This is a genomic window from Streptomyces termitum, assembly GCF_014650175.1.
Taxonomy (GTDB): Bacteria; Actinomycetota; Actinomycetes; order Streptomycetales; family Streptomycetaceae; genus Streptomyces; species Streptomyces termitum.
This window is the reverse complement of sequence record NZ_BMUL01000005.1, coordinates 215,005-229,851: the sequence shown is the minus strand read 5'-3', so window position 1 is coordinate 229,851 and position 14,847 is coordinate 215,005. Positions and strand designations below refer to the sequence as shown.

The window sequence follows — 14,847 nt, the reverse complement described above, 5'->3', positions numbered from 1 at the left end:
GTACAGCAGCGGCGACGGAGGCCGGTCTTCGTCGTACGGCTCGTCCGGAGGTGGGACCTCGCGTCGCACCAGGTCCGGCAGGACAGTGTCGTACACCCCGACCGAGTGGCAGGCGGTCGGGCCCTACGCCGAGAAGGCTGCGACACAGGCCCAGACATACCCGGACAAGCGGGACCTCTTCCTGTGCCACGCCTGGAACGATCGTGAGGGCAGCGCGAAGGAGCTCTACGGCCACCTGAAGGCCAGTGGCGCGACGGTGTGGTTCAGCGAGGAAGACATCCCGCTCGGTTCGCTGCAGATGCGCGAGATCGACAAGGGGCTTCGCAACTCCCGCATCGGCATCGTGCTGGTCACGCCATCCCTACTCGAGAGCATCAAGAACGAGGGCATCGCCGAAAAGGAACTCGCCGTCCTGCTCAATACCAATCGCGTCGTGCCCGTGACGCACGGGGTGACCTTCGACGAGCTCTACGACGTCAGCCCCATGCTCGCGTCCCATTCCGGGCTGAGCACGAAGGAATCGTCGCTCGACGCCGTCGCCGCCAAGATCGCTGCTGCTGCCGCCGCACTTCCCGCTGCCTGACGCTCAGTTGAACCCTCACGAGGTACGACCCTAAGCGGAATCTCTGGCTGCCTGTTCTCCTGGGCGCCGCACCCGCGTGCGGACCTGCCTTGGCTCCCGGCCCGGAGATAAGAGGGCATGCGACTAGAGCCTGTCTCTTGGAAGTGCGGTCCGCACGGTGCCGCAGGTTGGATCGATAACCTGTGTCGGTGTCGGCGGCATGGTGCGAAACTTCGGGCCATGACCTCACCCGAGCTCAGTGACCTGGACTATCTCCGGGAGATCGAGCGCCTCGCCAACCGCGTCAGTGCGGAGGCGTCCAACGAAGGATGGCTCTCGTTCCAGGCAGACCCGGATGAGGCGACACCGCTGCAGCGCAGCGTGAACGTGCTTGCTCGGGCTCTGCGCCATTACCACTTCGAGGGCGATGGCTGCCTGGAGGAGGACCGGCCTCTGGTCCGCCTTGTCGGAGCCTCGGTGTTGAAGCCCAGGGCCATGCCGGTCGGGGTGGAGGAGGCGTACGAGGAGGTGTGTGCACGGATCGGCGTCGATCCCAGGCCGGAGGGCTGGGCGCTGTGGAACACCTGGAGCGACGGGGACCTGAAGGTGACCATGGTGGTGTCCGTCGTCGAGACGACCGAGGGGCTTTTCGAGAACTGGGCGCGCGGGAGGGCACTCGACCCGGTGTCACCGCTGCCCTCTCAGATCGCCCTCGTCCGCCAGGGATGGATGGGACCGATGACGTTCTCACCTCGCGGCGTCAGCCGGGCCGGCCTTGGCGGTCGGCCGCTGTCCTAGGCTCTGGTCCTCGGTCAGGGCCGTGTCCACATGAGAATCGCAGCGAGGTGGAGTGCGGCCTGGCAGGCGATGGCAAGTTTGTCGGTTCGCATGGCCGGACCACGCCATTGCTTGAGGCGATTGATGCATCGTTCGACGGCATGGCGCTGTCTGTATGCCTCGGTGTCGAAGCCGGGCGGGCGACCGTCGGCGCGGCCTCGCCGCAGTCGGTGGCCGACCTGGTCGGCGGGTTGCGGGATCACGGCACGGATACCTCGCCGCCGGAGATGCGCACGGATCGCGCGGGATGAATAAGCGCGGTCGGCCAGGGCGACGTCCGGGCGGGTCCTTGGCCTTCCGGGTCCGTTTCGCGGAACACGGATGCTGTCCATGACGGTTTCGAAGGCTGGGGCGTCGCCCGCTTGGCCTGCGGTGACGCGGAGGGCCAAGGGCCGTGCGTGGCTGCCGCTGGCGAGGTGGACCTTCGTACTCAGGCCGCTGCGGGAACGACCGAGCGCATGGTCATCGGGCTCAGCCTGATCCGGAACCCCTTTTTCCTGGCTCCGGCAGCGTGCTGGTGGGCCCGGCAGACGGTGGAGTCCACCGACACGGTCCAGCCGATGTCGTCAGCGCCATCGGCCGCTGCCAGGAGCGCGGCGAAGACGCATCCCCAGGTGTCGTCCACGGCCCACCTGATCAGCCGTTTGTGAGCGGTCTGGAATGAGCCGAGCTCGCCGGCAGGCCCCGCCAGGGCGAGCCGGTGCGGTACTTCCACGCGATGGCCTCCAGGGTTCGACGATGGTCGGCCCATCGTCGACCACGGACCGGATCGGCCGGCATCAACGGCTCGATCCGGCCCCACATCGCATCAGTGATCACCCACCGGACAGACACATCCGATCAACCGACGAACAGATCAAGGAAACACGCTCTAAGCGCTGCGCAGCAAGGCGGGCCAACAGGTGGGTGCCGACCGGTTGCACAGAAGCCGATCACTAGGCTCCCGTCATGACCACTGATCTCGGATTCGCCTGCTCGTGCTGCGGCGCGCACCACCCTGAGCTGCCCATGAACTACACGGCCGAGGCCCCAGCCGTCTGGGATCCGACCTTCACTGACGCCGACGACTGCCTGCTCTCGTCAGACCAGTGCGTGATCCAGGCGCAGCACTACTTCGTCAAAGGCCTGATCGAGATACCGGTGATCGGCAGCGACGAGGTGTTCTCCTGGGGTGCCTGGGTATCTCTCAGCCGCGAGAATTTCTCCCGCGCGGCGGACGTGTGGGACACGCCAGGCCGGGAGTCCGAGAAGCCGTACTTCGGCTGGCTCACAACCGACCTACCCGTCTACTCGCCCACGACCCTCAACCTCAAGACCAACGTCCACACCCGCCCGATCGGCCAGCGCCCCTTCATCGAGCTCGAACCTACCGACCACCCTCTCGCCGTTGAACAGCGCGCAGGAATCACCCAGGACCGCGTACGGGAGATCGCCGCGGCAGTGCTGCACCCCTCCCGCGGCAGGAGGCAACAGTGACGGGGGACGCACGAGTGCGGCTGGCCCCTCGGGCGCCGGAAGGCCTGAGCCGCCGAGCCCGATATTTCGTCGAGGGGCATGGGCTGCGGGTTCCCCGTCGCGACCTCACGCTCTGTCGGGAGGCGTGGCTCAAACGGGGGATACCGGCTGCCGAGATCAACCGGGCCGTGGCCTTCCAGGAGCGCTGGGGCGGCATCGCTCTGCCCCCGGCCCCCGCATACGAGGGTGGCCCGCGCGTCCTGGAAGCCGATGTTCCCGAAGGCTCGGCCGCGGACGGATGGCGGTTCCCGGCTGGCGGCTGTCGCGTCTCCATGGCTCACGGGTTCATGATCGGGCCGGGAGGAGAGTTCGGGATCGACGCTGACCGCTGGACACCGCTGCACGCCAGCACAGAGGGATGGGTGGAAGCCCTGGCGCTAGCCGACCATGCGGGCTACCGGGCCAAGACCATCACGAAGATCAAGGGCAGTGCCGTCGATGAGCTGGACCTTGACGGATTCGAGCCGGTACCTGAAGTCCAGGGCCTCGCTGACACCTGGTGGCGGGGCAAAGATTCGCTGATCGCCGTCTACCGCGGCGAAGCCTCAGGCTTTGACGCCCCCCGCTGCCTGAGAGCCCACATCTACGGCGGACTCGATGCATGGGGCCTCAGCGGCAGTTAACACGCGGATGGGCAAGCTCTCCGGCCCGGCGCCGCCAGCTGAGCACCTACTTGGCCGAAAGGGCCAACTGAAGCGCTAAGTCACACGGACCGGGCCCGTACTCCCCCGTCTCAGAGGCGCAGGACCCCGGGGACGGCGCCGTGGCCGAAGCCGGGGGCGGTGAGGGCCAGCCAGCCGTGGCCCCGGACCTCGGTGTCCGCGCCGACCGTCTCGGGGTCGACGGAGAGGACCGCGCAGGCGGAACGGGCGCCGAGGACGCCCGCGTTGGCCGGGACGTCGTCGTCGACCTCGGGGTCGAAGTCGGGGTCGTCGACGGCCAGCGGCTCCCCGGGCAGCGGGTCGCCCTCCCACTCGGGGTCGCTCTCGGCGGCGTACCGGCGGATCACCCGGCCGTCCTCGGCGGCCATCCAGATGTCGGCGCCGCCCGCGTCGTCCAGGAAGTAGATCTGGGCCCGTCCGCAGTGGGCGCTGGCCCGCTCGACGGTCTCCACGATGCCCTCCCAGGTGCCCTCCATGACCGGCCCGTAGGGGCCGAAGACCAGGCGCCAGCCGTTCAGCTCCGGGGAGACGAAGACCCGGCCCACGGTGGCGGTGCCCTCCCCGCCGGGCAGGGGCAGCTCGACGCCCTCGCCCTCCGACGCCTGGCTGCCCGCGCGGCAGGTGACCGGCCGCCGCTCGTGCAGGTCCAGGGCCTCGAATATCCCTTCGTACGTCTCCCCCGGCACGGCCAGCCACCAGCCGCAGAGGGTCGCGGAGGGGACCTGCGGCACCTCGTGCGGGATCTTCACCCGGACCAGCCGCTCGACCGCCGCGCGGTCGCGGTCGCCGAGGGCGTCGGCGCCGCCGCCCGCGACCAGGGCGGCCAGCGCGCCGCGCCGGGCGCGGGGGCCGGCGGCCGGGTCGCGGCGCAGGGCGCGCAGCCGGGGGCGCAGCTCGTCGTGGAGGAGGCGGGCGTAGCCGGCGGCCGTGTACGGGACGGTGCCGCCCCGGCCGTACTGCTCGACCAGGGCCCGCAGCGCGGCCTCGGAGCCGGTCCGCAGCCGGATCAGGCCCCGGAAGCCGTCGTCCGCCGTGCCGTAATCGGCCTCGGCGGCCAGCTCCGCGAAGCCGTCGGCGCAGCGCTCGTCGAAGGCGGCGAGCGTCCGGCCCGCCTGCCGGGCCCCATCGCCCTTGCCGCGCCGGACCGCCGCGACGGCGTCGAAGGCGGGCCGGCCGAGCCCGGCGAGGATCCGCTCGACCACCCTGCGGGCGGCGCCCCAGCGGTTGTTCGACAGGGTCTCCAGCAGCTCCGGCATCAGGTCGGCGTACCGCTCCGTCAGCAGCGCGGCGGCGGCGTCGGCCCGCGCGGAATCGTCGCCGGTCAGGTCGGTGAGAAGGGATTCGATCTTCATGCGGCAGCACAGTAGCGGCGGGGGCGGACAGGGGCGTACGACTCCGGTCCCGGCCTCGGTCCACAAAGGCCCGCGCCCCGTCCTGACCCCGGTTCACGAAGGCCCGCGCCGCCCCGCCCCCAGGTGGTGAAGGCCCGTCCCGGTGTTCCGCCCCCGCTCCGGGGTGTCGACGCAATGCCCTAGAGTCCCTGGTCGTCCGCCCGTACGGCGCGGGCACGACGAGAACACCTCGAAGGCGACGGCTTCGCACGCACGACGCGGGGGAACGGCGCCGTCGCGGCCACCCCCGGTGGGGGGAATCCACCATGACCCGGACGGCCGACGACACCGCGGGAAGACCGGTCTCCGCCGCGCCCTGCCCCGACTGCGGCGCCGCCACGACCGGGGGCGGGGTCTACGTCTCCTGGTGCGCGGCATGCGACTGGAACGTCGATCCGGGCGCGCCGGACGAGGGGCCGCGCCGCCGGGTCGAGCGGCTGCGGCGGCGGCTCGCCCGCCGCCACGGGGAACAGCTCTTCGCCGAACTCCGCGAGGAGGGCGGCGGGGAGTCCGCCGGGCGCGGCCGCTCCGGCCGGCTCGCCACCGCGCTCGCGCTGGCCGTGCACGGCTTCACCCTCGCCCTGCTCGCCGCCGGGGTCGCGCTGATCGTCCTCGGCCAGGGCTTCCACGCCGTGCTCGGCGCGGTCCTGGTCCTCCTCGCGGTGCTGCTGCGGCCCCGTTTCGGCAGCCTGCGCCGGGCCGTCGCCCACCGGCCGGTGCTGCGCCGCGCGGACGCGCCGCACCTCTTCGCTCTGCTCGACGAGGTCGCCGCCGCGGTCGGCACCGCCGGGGTCGCGACCGTGGCGGTGAGCACCGAGGTGAACGCCTCCGTCGAGGGGTACGGCGTGCGCCGGCGACGTCTGCTCACCGTGGGCCTCGGCCTGTGGGAGACGCTCTCCCCGCAGGAGCGGATCGCGCTCCTGGGCCACGAGTTCGGGCACTACGCGCACGGCGACACCCGGCACGGCCTCGTCATCGCGAGCGCCTTCGAGACCCTTCAGACCTGGGCGTACGCGCTGGCGCCCCGGCCGTCCGAGAGCCTCTTCGACGACGCGGCCAACCTCATGACGGCCCCGTTCCGGCTCGCCGTCGACGGGGTCACGCACCTCCTGGACCACCTCACGCTGCGGCAGTCGCAGCGCGCCGAGTACCTCGCCGACGGGACCGCCGCCCGGATCGGCGGGACGGAGGCGGCGGCCTCGGTCATGGACCGGCTGCTCTGCGCCGGTGTCCTGGAGCACGCGCTGGAGCGGGAGGCCGTCGCGGGCCGCACCCGGCGCCCCGGGCGCGCGGCCGGGGAGGACGGGGGGGCCGACGGTCTGGGAGCGGCTGGTCCGGCACGCCGCCGCCGTGCCCGAGTCCGAGTACGAGCGGCTGCGGCGGCGCGGCGAGCGGCGCGGCCACAGCGTCGACGCCACCCATCCGCCGACCCACCTGCGGCACCGGATGATCACCGGCCGGGCCGCCCGCGAGCCCCTGCTCGTGCTGGACGCCGCACGTGCCGCCCTGGTCGACGCGGAGCTCGACGCCGCCCGCCGGACCCTCGCCCGCGAGCTGGCGAAGGGCTGAACCGGCTCCGACGGAAGCGGAATTGTGGGGTCCGTCATGGCGGCCGGGCGAATGTCCTGGTGAGGTCGCCCGATGACGCTCCTCCTGCTGCTCCTCGTCGTGGTCGTCCTTTGCTTCGGGCTCGCCGGGTACGGCTGCGGCCGGCTGGGCCGGATCGGCGTCCGGGGCGCCGGGCAGCCGGTCCTGCTGCGGTGCGCCGCCGCGCTGCTGGGCGCGGGCGCGGCGGCGGTGTACGCGCTGGGGCTGCTGGCCGTCGCCCTGGCCGTCGTCCTCACCGAGGACAGCGGCACCGACGCCTTCCCGGCCGCGCCGTGCCGGGTGGGCGGCGATCCGGACACGGCGCGGGACGTGGTGGCCCAGCGGATCGAGTACCTGCCGCCCCGGTACGTCTGCGTGCGGCAGGACGGCGGGAGTTACGCCTCCGACGACGTCCCCGGCTTCGTGGGCCCGGCCGCGCTGGGGTTCGCGGTGGCCTCCCTCACCTGTCTCGCCCTCGCCGCGCGCGAGGCCCGGCGGCCGACGACGGGCGCCGGGTCCGCCCGCACCCGGGGCTGATCCGGGCGGGGCCGATCGGGGCGGGGCCGTCACACCGGGCGCGGCCGGTCCGTCATCGGGGTGGAAGCACCCGACGGAGATGAGCCCATGGACATGGACGACGACGCCCTGACGCACGCGCTCGGAGCGCGCTTCGACACCGACGAGGAACGGCTGCGGAGGCTGGCCCTGCGCCTGCTGGGCGCGGGCGCGGAACGGGAGGCGGAGACGGCCCTCGCCCGGGTGCGGGAGGGGCTCGGGACCGGCGGGGCGCGGCTGCTCCTGACGGGACTGGTCGTCCACGCCTGCCTGACCGGGGAACCGGACGGAGGGTCTGCGCGGGAGCCGGGCGGAGGACCTGCGCGGGAACCGGGCGGAAGGTCGGGCGGAGGACCCGTGCGGGAGCCGGGCGGAGGGTCGGCCGAGGGGGCCGCGCGGGAAGTGGAGGAGGCCGTCGTCGCCGGGTTCCTCCTCGCGCTCGGGGCGATGGGGGTACGGGAGCGGGTCGCGTACCTCCTGCACGACGGGTTCGGGCTGGCGCCCGGGGAGACCGCCCGGGTCATGGGCGGCACCCCGGACGGGGCCGCCCGCCGCGCGCGCGGGGCCCGGCGGCGGCTGCGCGGCGGTGCCGGTGGCGACGGGGCGGACGGGGGCGCGCGGCGGACGGCGGAAGCGTTCCTGCGGGCGGCCCGCGCGCGGGACGCCGTCGCGCTCGCCCGGCTGCTGGATCCGGAGGCGGTGGCGTACGGCGCGCGGGGCCCGGTGCACGGGGCGCCTGCCGCGGCCCTCGCCGCGGCCGGCTTCGCCCGGCGGGCGGCGCGGCTGCGGCCCGCGCTGCTGGCGGGCGGGGTCGGGGCGGTGGCCTTCGAGGACGGGCGGCCGGTCGCGGCGGTGGCCCTCGGGTTCCGCGGGGCGCGGATCGTCCGGCTGGAGTTCACCACCGGCGAGGAGCACGTCCGCGCCCTGGCGCCGGTCTTCCCCGACCGGTGAACCGACCGGTGAACCGTCCGGGGAGTCGTCCGGGGAGTCGTCCGGTCAGCGGCGGACCGCGCGCAGCACCACGAACTTCGGGTCGCTCGCGACCAGTTCGGAGTTGCCGAAGATCCGGCGGAGGGTGGCGTGGTAGCCGAGGTGGCGGTTGCCGACGACCCACAGTTCGCCGCCGGGGCTCAGGGCGCGGCGGGCGTCGGCGAACATCCGGCGGGCGGTGCGGTCGGTGGTCGCCTGGTGGCTGTGGAAGGGCGGGTTGTTGAGGACGAGGTCGAGGGAGCTCTCGGGGACGTCCGCGAGCCCGTCGCCGACGGTGAACCGCGCCGGGCGGCCGGCGCCCAGGTGGGCGCGGAAGTTGGCCTCGGCGGAGGCGACGGCCTGGTACGACTCGTCGGTGAAGAGGAGTTCGGCGTCGGGTTCGGCGAGGGCGACCGCGAGGCCGACGACGCCGTTGCCGCAGCCGAGGTCGGCGACGCGGGCCGCGCCGAGGCCGCGGGGCAGGTGGCCGAGGAGGAAGCGGGTGCCGATGTCGAGGCGGTCGGCGCAGAAGACGCCCGCGTGGTTGGTGACGGTGCGGCCGGCGAGGGCGCGGGCCGGGGTGTCGCCGGGCAGGTCGTAGCGGTACGGCCACGGGTTCGGGCCGGGCGCGGCGGCCGGGTCGGGGGTGGTGTGGATCAGCCGGGCCTTCTTCACCGCGAGGGAGGTGCGGGTGGGGCCGAGGATCCGCTCGAAGAGGCGGAGGGTGGAGGTGTGGATCTCCTTCACCATGCCGGTGCCGGCGACGACGGTGCCGGGGTGGACGGCGGGCGCGAGCCGGTGGAGCTGGTCCTCCAGGAGCGCGAGGCTCTTGGGGACGCGGACGAGGAGGACGTCGATCCGGTCGGGCGGCGGGTCCTGGGTGGTGAGCAGCCGGACGGCGCCGGGGGCGGCGCCCGCGCGGGCGAGGTTGGCCCGGGTGGCCTCCCGGCCCAGGTACGAGTCGGAGATCTGGACGAGGCCGCCGGCCCCGGCCGCGTGCAGGGCGGTGGCCAGGGCGCCCCAGCGGTCGCCGAGGACGGCGACGGTGCCGGAGAGGTCGGTGCCGGCCTCGGCCAGGTGGTTCAGCAGGTACTCGTCGGCCGCGTCCCAGGCGCGCAGCGGATCGCGCGGGTCCTCGGGGTGGCGGGTGAGCGGGTGGGTGCCCCATGACGTGGTCAGACGGTTCATCGTGCTCTCAGGCTAGCCGGTCGGACCGGACCGGCACGCCGCCCCGGGGACCGGCCCCGGGCGCGTACGCCCCCGGTGCGCACGTGCCCCTTTGCCCGTACGGCCCCGGCGGCGGGGTCAGCGCAGGGCCGGGGCGTCGAGGTGGAGGTGCCAGGCGCCGGGGCGGCCGACGAGGGTGACGGTGGAGAGGGGGCGGACGTCGACGCTCCAGTAGGTGGCGGGAGCGGCCCGGAGGGCGTAGACGAGGGCGGCGCGGACGACGGCGGGCTCGGCGACGGCGACGACGGTGACGTCACCGGCGGCGGTGTCCTCGGCGGGGCGGGTGTCGAGCCAGAGTCCGATGCGGGTGATGAAGGCGAGCAGGGGTTCGCCGCCGTGCGGGGCGGAGCGGGCGTCGGAGAGCCAGGCGTCGACGGCGGCCGGTTCGAGGGCGGCGACCTCGGCGAGGGTGAGGCCGCGCCAGCGGCCCATGTCGCAGTCGCGCAGGGCGGGCTGGGCGAGCGGGGCGTAGCCGAGGGCGGTGCCGGTGGCACGGCTGCGGAGGGTCGGGGAGCAGTAGCGGAGTTCGGCCGAGCCGAGCGGCAGGAGCGCGGGCGCGGCCTGCTGCACCTCGTACCAGCCGGCCTCGTCGAGGGGCCGGTCGTCGTCGAAGCGTTCGGCGAGCAGGGAGGAGCTGCGCGCCGCGGCGACCAGCGTGACCCGAACACCCATGGCCGCGATCGTGGGGCCGGTGGCGCGCCGGGTCAAGGGGTGGTGCGGAGGGGGCCGGGAGGCCCGGGTTCACTGCTGCCCGAGAGCCATCCACTTGTCCGGATTTCGCAGTGGCGTGAATCCGACCTTCTCGTAGACGCCGTGGGCGTCGGCGGTGGCGAGCATGATCCGGCGCAGCCCGTACGGCTCCAGGTGGTCGCGGACGGCGGTGGCGAGGGCGGTGCCGAGTCCGGTGCCGCGGGCCGGCCGGTCGACGTAGACGTCGCAGAGCCAGGCGAAGGTGGCGTAGTCGGTGACCACGCGCGCGTACGCCGCCATCGCGCCGGTCTCGCGGTGGTACGCGCCGAAGTTGAGCGACCCCGCGATGGCCAGGTCCTGCTTCTCCCGAGGTCGGCCGTGGGCCCAGTACGCGTCGGTGGAGAGCCAGTGGTGGACGCGGGCGGCGTCGAGGCGGGCCGGGTCGGCCGAGATCTCGTACGTCCCGTGGACGGCGGCGGGCACGGGGAGGGGGGTCTCGCTCATGGGCGAAGGATGTCAGGGGGCGGGGAGGGTGTCAGGCGCGTTTCGCCTGCCGGACGGCCGCCGGGCCGGGGCGGCCGGGCGCCGGGCCGGGCCGCCCCGGGTCACGGAAGGAGTTCGTCCACCGCGGTCCGCAGCCGGCGCACGCCCTCGGCGATCTCCGTGGGCCCGGCGACACCCGCGAAACTCAGCCGGATGTGGCCGGCCGGGGGCTCGGCGCAGAAGTAGGGGCGGCCGGGGGCGGCGGCGGCCCCGGCCCGCAGGGCGGCGGCGAGGAGCGCGGCCTCGGGCAGGGCGTCGGGGAGCCGCAGCCAGAGGTGGTGGCCGCCGGAGGGGACGTGCGGCAGGGCGAGGGCGGGCAGGTGGCGGGCGACGGCGGCGGCGAGGGTGTCGCGGCGGGCGCGCAGCTCCTGGGAGACGGTCCGCAGGTGGCGGGGCCAGGCCGGGGAGCCGACGAGTTCGAGGGCGGCCTCCTGGAGGGGGCGGGGGACGAAGAAGCTGTCGACGACCTGGATGGCGCGGAGCCGTTCGAGGACGGGGCCCCGGGCGGCGAGCGCGCCGACCCGGAGGCTGGGCGAGGTGATCTTGGTGAGGGAGCAGACGTGGACGACGACGCCGTCGGGGTCGTCGGCGGCGAGGGTGGGCGGCAGCGGTCCGGCGTCCTCGTGGGCGAGGCGGCGGGCGAAGTCGTCCTCGACGACGAAGGCGCCGGCGGCGCGGGCGATGCGGACGACCTCGCGGCGGCGGGCGGGCGGGAGGGCGGTGCCGGTCGGGTTCTGGAAGAGGGGCTGGCAGACGAGGGCGCGGGCACCGGTGGCGCGGAAGGCGGCTTCGAGGAGGTCGGTGCGGATGCCGTCGGCGTCGGTGGGGACGGGGACCGGGCGCAGTCCGGCGGCGCGGGCGACGGCGAGCATGCCGGGGTAGGTCGGGGACTCGACGAGGACCGGGGTGCCGGGGGCAGCGAGGGCGCGCAGGGCGGTGGTGAGGGCGGACTGGCCGCCGGCGGTGATGAGGACCTCGGCGCCGGTGACGCCGCCGCCGATCTCGCGGGCGAACCAGGCGCGCAGTTCGGCGAGGCCGTCGGTGGGCGGGCGGCCCCAGGCGCCGGGGCGGCGGCCGGCGCGGGCGAGGGCGGCGGAGAGGGCGCGCTCGGGCTGGAGGGAGGGGTGGAGGTAGCCGCCGTTGAACTCGACGACGCCGGGCGGGGGCGCGGCGAGGGTGGCGAGGACGCCGGAGGCGTCGACGGCGCGGGGGCCGACCCCGGCGGCGGCGTCGGCGCTGAGGGCGAGCTCCTGCCAGGAGGTGTCGCCTGCGGTGGCGGGCGCGGGGGCGTCGGCCTTGAAGGCGCCCGCGCCGGGGCGGGTGACGACGAGGCCCTCGGCGGCGAGCCGGGCGAGGGCGCGGGTGACGGTGACCGGGGAGACGCGGTAGCGCTCGACGAGGACCCGGCTCGACGGGAGCTTTCCACCAGGAGAGTAGCGGTCGAGCTCGCTCTTCAGCGATTTCACCAGTTCCGCGACACTGCTACTCTCGTTCATGAGAGCACACGATAGCGCTACTGCCCCGACGACGATAGCGGTCGCCCCCGCACCGGCCGCCGTCCCGGCCCCTCCCGCCCCCGCACCGGCTCCCTCTCCGGCCGCCTCCGCGGACCCGGGCCCGGCTGCCGTCCTCGCCTCCTCCCCCGCCCCCGCACCGGCCCCCGGCCGGGCCGGGCGGCAGGGCGTCCTGCTCGCCGCGCTCGGCGTGGTGGCCTTCTCGCTGACCTTCCCCTCGACCGTCTGGGGCCTGGAGAGCTTCGGCCCCTGGTCGCTGGTGGCGGTGCGCTCCGTCCTCGCCGCGCTGATCGCCGGCGCCTTCCTGCTCGCGGGCCGGGTGCCGCTGCCCGACCGCCGCCACCTGCCCGGACTCGCGGTGGTCGCGGGCGGGGTGGTGATCGGCTTCCCGCTGCTGACCACGCTGGCGCTGCGGACCTCGACGACCTCGCACGCGGCCGTCGTCGTCGGCCTGCTGCCGCTCACCACGGCCGTCCTCGCGGCGCTGCGGACCGGCCGCCGCCCGTCCCGCGCCTTCTGGGCCGCCGCCGTGGCGGGCGCCGCAGTGGTGCTCGCCTTCACCGTCCAGCAGAGCGGCGGCGCCCTCTCCGCCGGTGACCTGTACCTCTTCGGGGCCCTGCTGGTCTGCGCGGCCGGCTACACCGAGGGCGGGCGGCTGGCCCGGCTGATGCCGGGCTGGCAGGTGATCGGCTGGGCGCTGGTGCTCTGCCTGCCGCTGACGCTCCCCGCCTCGGCCGCGGCGCTCGCCCTCGAACCGGTGCGGCTCACCGCCCACGGCGTCGTCGGCCTGGTCTGGGTGGCCGCCGGCTCGACCTTCTTCGGCCTGTACGTCTGGTACCGGGGGATGGCCGCCATCGGCATCCCCCGGGCCAGCCAGCTCCAGCTCGCCCAGCCGCTGCTGACCCTGGTCTGGGCGGTCCTCGTGCTGGGCGAGTCGCTGCCGGCCGCCGCGCCGCTCGCCGCCGTCGGCGTCCTCGTCTGCATCGCGGCGACCCAGCGCGCGAAGGACTGACCCGGCCACCGGCACGGCACCCCCGGGTGACCTGCGCCACAATGGGAGACGGAGCCCTGACGATGGAGCCCTTACGGGGGACGAGGAGGTCACCCGATGCAGGCGAGCGTGGGCGACACACTGCTGGTGCACGGCCGGACCGTCGGTCAGCACGACCGCACGGCCCAGGTCGTCCAGGTGCTCGGGGAGCACGGCGCTCCCCCGTACCGCGTGAAGTTCGAGGACGACGGCCACGAGGCGCTGATGTCGCCCGGCCCCGACACCGTCGTCCGCCACCGCGAGGACCCGGCGCGCTGAGCCCTCCCGCCCGCCGCCCGCCCCACCGGCGCGGCGGGCGCCCCCGGCCGTCCGCGCGGCGGGCGGCCCCGGCCATCGGCGCGAAGGGCCGGGCCGTCACGCGTAGTGGTCCTCCACCAGCCGGGCGAAGGCGCCGATCCGGTCCTTCGCCACGTCCTGCGCCGCGAAGAAGCAGTGCCCGTCGACGGCGGTCCGCCGCTCGGCGAGCGCGAGGTGCCGGGAGAGCTCCGCCGGGTCCCGCCAGGCCGCCGCCTGCGCCGGGTCGCCCGCCTTGTAGAGCGCCTCGCCGATCCGCAGGCCGACGCCGGTCCCCCGTACCGTCGCGTTCCACCAGTCCAGGAGCACCGCGTAGTCGGCGCCCGGCTGGCCGATGTGCCAGTACAGCTGCGGCACGATGTGGTCAATCCAGCGCTCCTGGACCCACTTGCGGGTGTCGGCGTAGAGGTCGTCGTAGGTGCCCACCCCGGCGCGGGTGTCGGAGCCCCGCGGGTCGGCGGAGCGGTTGCGCCACACCCCGAAGGGGCTGATGCCGAACTCCACCCGCGGCTTGACCGCCTTGATCCGGGCGCCCATCTCGGAGACCAGGAGGTCGGTGTTGTGCCGCCGCCAGTCGCTCCGGTCGGCGAAGCCCCCGCCGTGCTCCGCGTACGCCGCGTCGTCGTCGAAGCGCTGCCCGGCGACGGGGTACGGGTAGAAGTAGTCGTCCCAGTGGACCGCGTCGACGTCGTAGCGGCGGACCGCGTCGAGCATGGCGTCCTGGACGAAGCGCCGGACCTCGGGCAGGCCCGGGTTGTAGTAGAGCTTCCCGCCGTGGGTCACGGTCCACTCCGGGTGGAGCCGGGCCGGGTGGCCGGGCGCGAGCCGGGCCGGGTCGGCGTGGGTGGCGACCCGGTACGGGTTGAACCAGGCGTGCAGCGCGAGGCCACGGGCGTGCGCCTCCTCCACGGCGGTGCCCAGCGGGTCCCAGCCCGGATCGCGCCCCTGGGTGCCGGTGAGGCACTGCGCCCAGGGCTCGTACCGCGAGGGCCAGAGCGCGTCGGCGGTGGGCCGCACCTGGAGGACGACCGCGTTGAGCCGGCGGGCGGCGGCCCGGTCGAGGTGGCCGAGGAGCTCGGCCCGCTGCTGCCCGGCGGTGAGGCCGGGACGGGACGGCCAGTCCCGGTTGGCGACGGTCGCCACCCACACGCCCCGGAAGCCTTCCGCGCGTCCGGGCCACCCGCGCGCCGGACGGCGGTCGACCGCTCCGGAGACGTCCGCTCCCAGGAGGGCGAATGCCGCTCCCGTTGCGGTCGTCACGAACCCTCTTCTCCCGATAGGCCGCACTTGTACCCCTCTGCTGTCGGATACGTCACATCCCCCGGGCCAGCATGCACCCTCTCCCCGATCGATCATCGCGTGATTCGGAGTACCGTCGGGGGGTCGAGGCGGACGTACCGGAATCACACGGGGGCCCGCCGCCAGCAAAGAGCGAAAGGCACGAGGTGAC

Annotated in this window: 15 protein-coding genes and 2 pseudogenes; 10 read left to right on the top strand and 7 right to left on the bottom strand. The window is 74.7% G+C overall.

What is annotated here, in order from left to right:
* The first annotated feature begins 85 nt into the window (after positions 1 to 85).
* Positions 86 to 583, top strand: coding sequence for a toll/interleukin-1 receptor domain-containing protein (locus tag IE219_RS11990; RefSeq protein WP_189976624.1), 498 nt, complete (start codon positions 86 to 88; stop codon positions 581 to 583).
* 219 nt (positions 584 to 802) lie between these two features.
* Complete coding sequence (locus IE219_RS11985) at positions 803 to 1,360, top strand: hypothetical protein (RefSeq protein ID WP_189976623.1); 558 nt, start codon at positions 803 to 805, stop codon at positions 1,358 to 1,360.
* 14 nt (positions 1,361 to 1,374) lie between these two features.
* On the opposite strand, the pseudogene IE219_RS11980 reads toward IE219_RS11985, so the two are convergent.
* Positions 1,375 to 2,233, bottom strand: a pseudogene (locus IE219_RS11980) (IS5 family transposase).
* 174 nt (positions 2,234 to 2,407) lie between these two features.
* On the opposite strand from IE219_RS11980, the gene IE219_RS11975 reads away from it, so the two are divergent.
* A complete protein-coding gene (locus IE219_RS11975; RefSeq protein WP_229849737.1) occupies positions 2,408 to 2,875 on the top strand; it encodes a DUF2199 domain-containing protein in 468 nt (155 codons plus the stop codon).
* The gene (locus IE219_RS11970) at positions 2,872 to 3,537 is read left to right on the top strand and encodes a hypothetical protein (protein ID WP_373298814.1); all 666 of its coding nucleotides are present in this window, start codon (positions 2,872 to 2,874) and stop codon (positions 3,535 to 3,537) included. Before IE219_RS11975 ends, IE219_RS11970 begins: the two co-directional genes overlap by 4 nt.
* Positions 3,538 to 3,647: 110 nt before the next feature.
* Here IE219_RS11970 and IE219_RS11965 read toward each other — a convergent pair whose 3' ends face one another.
* Positions 3,648 to 4,928 carry a hypothetical protein gene (locus IE219_RS11965; protein WP_189976621.1) on the bottom strand — a complete coding sequence of 427 codons (1,281 nt, stop codon included), beginning with the start codon at positions 4,926 to 4,928 and terminating at the stop codon, positions 3,648 to 3,650.
* 305 nt (positions 4,929 to 5,233) lie between these two features.
* Here IE219_RS11965 and IE219_RS11960 point away from each other — a divergent pair.
* The 4 genes and pseudogenes from IE219_RS11960 to IE219_RS11950 all read left to right on the top strand — a co-directional run.
* Positions 5,234 to 6,100 (top strand): annotated as a pseudogene (locus tag IE219_RS11960) (M48 family metallopeptidase); the annotation flags it as partial.
* 217 nt (positions 6,101 to 6,317) lie between these two features.
* Positions 6,318 to 6,536: a hypothetical protein gene (locus IE219_RS31695; RefSeq protein WP_229849730.1), complete on the top strand. Its 219-nt coding sequence runs from the start codon at positions 6,318 to 6,320 to the stop codon at positions 6,534 to 6,536.
* Between the two features lie 72 nt (positions 6,537 to 6,608).
* Positions 6,609 to 7,091 carry a hypothetical protein gene (locus IE219_RS11955; RefSeq protein ID WP_189976620.1) on the top strand — a complete coding sequence of 161 codons (483 nt, stop codon included), beginning with the start codon at positions 6,609 to 6,611 and terminating at the stop codon, positions 7,089 to 7,091.
* Between the two features lie 87 nt (positions 7,092 to 7,178).
* Complete coding sequence (locus IE219_RS11950) at positions 7,179 to 8,060, top strand: RNA polymerase subunit sigma-70 (protein ID WP_229849729.1); 882 nt, start codon at positions 7,179 to 7,181, stop codon at positions 8,058 to 8,060.
* A 45-nt stretch (positions 8,061 to 8,105) separates the two neighbouring features.
* Here IE219_RS11950 and IE219_RS11945 read toward each other — a convergent pair whose 3' ends face one another.
* From IE219_RS11945 to IE219_RS11930, 4 genes are all read right to left on the bottom strand, one after another.
* Positions 8,106 to 9,266: a methyltransferase gene (locus IE219_RS11945; protein ID WP_189976619.1), complete on the bottom strand. Its 1,161-nt coding sequence runs from the start codon at positions 9,264 to 9,266 to the stop codon at positions 8,106 to 8,108.
* Positions 9,267 to 9,383: 117 nt separating this feature from the next.
* The gene (locus IE219_RS11940) at positions 9,384 to 9,977 is read right to left on the bottom strand and encodes a histidine phosphatase family protein (RefSeq protein ID WP_189976618.1); all 594 of its coding nucleotides are present in this window, start codon (positions 9,975 to 9,977) and stop codon (positions 9,384 to 9,386) included.
* 69 nt (positions 9,978 to 10,046) lie between these two features.
* A complete protein-coding gene (locus IE219_RS11935) occupies positions 10,047 to 10,499 on the bottom strand; it encodes a GNAT family N-acetyltransferase (protein WP_189976617.1) in 453 nt (150 codons plus the stop codon).
* A 101-nt stretch (positions 10,500 to 10,600) separates the two neighbouring features.
* Positions 10,601 to 12,034 carry an aminotransferase-like domain-containing protein gene (locus IE219_RS11930; RefSeq protein WP_189976616.1) on the bottom strand — a complete coding sequence of 478 codons (1,434 nt, stop codon included), beginning with the start codon at positions 12,032 to 12,034 and terminating at the stop codon, positions 10,601 to 10,603.
* Here IE219_RS11930 and IE219_RS11925 point away from each other — a divergent pair.
* Both IE219_RS11925 and IE219_RS11920 read left to right on the top strand, forming a co-directional pair.
* Positions 12,033 to 13,064, top strand: coding sequence for a DMT family transporter (locus IE219_RS11925; RefSeq protein WP_189976615.1), 1,032 nt, complete (start codon positions 12,033 to 12,035; stop codon positions 13,062 to 13,064). The genes IE219_RS11930 and IE219_RS11925 overlap by 2 nt on opposite strands.
* Positions 13,065 to 13,160: 96 nt before the next feature.
* Positions 13,161 to 13,361, top strand: a complete 201-nt coding sequence (locus IE219_RS11920) for a DUF1918 domain-containing protein (RefSeq protein WP_189976614.1) — start codon at positions 13,161 to 13,163, stop codon at positions 13,359 to 13,361.
* Positions 13,362 to 13,457: 96 nt separating this feature from the next.
* On the opposite strand, the gene IE219_RS11915 is transcribed toward IE219_RS11920, so the two are convergent.
* The gene (locus IE219_RS11915) at positions 13,458 to 14,684 is read right to left on the bottom strand and encodes a glycoside hydrolase family 10-like protein (RefSeq protein WP_444545643.1); all 1,227 of its coding nucleotides are present in this window, start codon (positions 14,682 to 14,684) and stop codon (positions 13,458 to 13,460) included.
* Positions 14,685 to 14,847: the final 163 nt, after the last annotated feature.

Excerpts from the sequence above, each read along its gene's own strand:
- IE219_RS11945 (WP_189976619.1), bottom strand. The coding sequence starts at position 9,266 with ATGAACCGTCTGACCACGTCATGGGGCACCCACCCGCTCACCCGCCAC.
- IE219_RS11930 (WP_189976616.1), bottom strand. The coding sequence starts at position 12,034 with ATGAACGAGAGTAGCAGTGTCGCGGAACTGGTGAAATCGCTGAAGAGC.
- IE219_RS11955 (WP_189976620.1), top strand. The coding sequence starts at position 6,609 with ATGACGCTCCTCCTGCTGCTCCTCGTCGTGGTCGTCCTTTGCTTCGGG.
- IE219_RS11965 (WP_189976621.1), bottom strand. The coding sequence starts at position 4,928 with ATGAAGATCGAATCCCTTCTCACCGACCTGACCGGCGACGATTCCGCG.
- IE219_RS11940 (WP_189976618.1), bottom strand. The coding sequence starts at position 9,977 with ATGGGTGTTCGGGTCACGCTGGTCGCCGCGGCGCGCAGCTCCTCCCTG.
- IE219_RS11950 (WP_229849729.1), top strand. The coding sequence starts at position 7,179 with ATGGACATGGACGACGACGCCCTGACGCACGCGCTCGGAGCGCGCTTC.
- IE219_RS11975 (WP_229849737.1), top strand. The coding sequence starts at position 2,408 with ATGAACTACACGGCCGAGGCCCCAGCCGTCTGGGATCCGACCTTCACT.
- IE219_RS11935 (WP_189976617.1), bottom strand. The coding sequence starts at position 10,499 with ATGAGCGAGACCCCCCTCCCCGTGCCCGCCGCCGTCCACGGGACGTAC.
- IE219_RS11925 (WP_189976615.1), top strand. The coding sequence starts at position 12,033 with ATGAGAGCACACGATAGCGCTACTGCCCCGACGACGATAGCGGTCGCC.
- IE219_RS11985 (WP_189976623.1), top strand. The coding sequence starts at position 803 with ATGACCTCACCCGAGCTCAGTGACCTGGACTATCTCCGGGAGATCGAG.
- IE219_RS11920 (WP_189976614.1), top strand. The coding sequence starts at position 13,161 with ATGCAGGCGAGCGTGGGCGACACACTGCTGGTGCACGGCCGGACCGTC.